Annotated in this window: 1 protein-coding gene; it reads left to right on the top strand. The window is 42.9% G+C overall.

The genetic code is table 11. The features are described 5' to 3' along the window. The first annotated feature begins 68 nt into the window (after nucleotides 1-68). On the top strand, nucleotides 69-776 hold the full coding sequence (gene folE / locus FJR06_RS06060) for a GTP cyclohydrolase I FolE (protein ID WP_015079151.1): 708 nt from the start codon (nucleotides 69-71) through the stop codon (nucleotides 774-776). The last annotated feature ends 109 nt before the right edge of the window (nucleotides 777-885 follow it).

Below are 885 nucleotides of genomic sequence, written 5' to 3'. Positions count from 1 at the left end.
ATCTTCCAAATGCTTCGCCCCTACTGACAACTGACAACGAACAACTGACAAATTACTAAAATTCAATCATGACTATCGCTGGTTCAAACGGTTCTAACACTTCCCAATCACCTCTCATTCCTGATTTAGCAGAAGCTATCAATGTCCGACCAGACCGCAATACCCATAATGGCAAAGAACCACAAATACATCCACCATCTGAGGAAATCATGGATGAAATGATGGCAGCGGTGCGAACAATGATTGTGGGAGTAGGAGAAGATCCTGAACGGGAAGGACTTCTGAAAACACCCAAGCGCGTAGCTAAGGCGATGAAGTTTCTTACCAGTGGCTATAATCAATCTTTAGAAGACCTCATCAATGGTGCGATATTTGATGAAGGACATGATGAAATGGTGTTAGTTAGAGATATTAACTTCTTTAGCTTATGCGAACATCATATGTTGCCATTTATGGGTAGAGCGCACGTGGCTTATATTCCCAATCAAAAAGTTGTAGGATTAAGCAAACTGGCAAGAATTGTGGAAATGTATTCTCGCCGATTGCAAGTTCAAGAAAGACTAACTCGACAAATTGCTGAGGCACTGCAAACCGTTCTCGAACCTAAAGGTGTTGCTGTCGTCATGGAAGCCAGTCATATGTGCATGGTAATGCGTGGAGTGCAAAAACCTGGTTCTTGGACAGTTACCAGTTCAATGGTAGGAGTATTCCAGGAAGAACAGAAAACCCGTGAAGAATTCTTCAGCTTGATTCGTCACCAACCGTCATTCTTTTAATGAGGGAACAGGGAACAGGGAACGGGGAGCAGGGAACAGGGAACAGATTTTTTCAACTGACAACTGACAACTGTACGGGCAAAGCATTTGGAGAACTATTTTTGGCAAT

This window comes from Dolichospermum sp. UHCC 0352 (genome assembly GCF_009711925.1).
GTDB classification, from domain to species: domain Bacteria; phylum Cyanobacteriota; class Cyanobacteriia; order Cyanobacteriales; family Nostocaceae; genus Dolichospermum; species Dolichospermum lemmermannii.
Note: the sequence above shows the minus strand (reverse complement) of the source record. Positions and strands in the feature narration are given on the sequence as shown.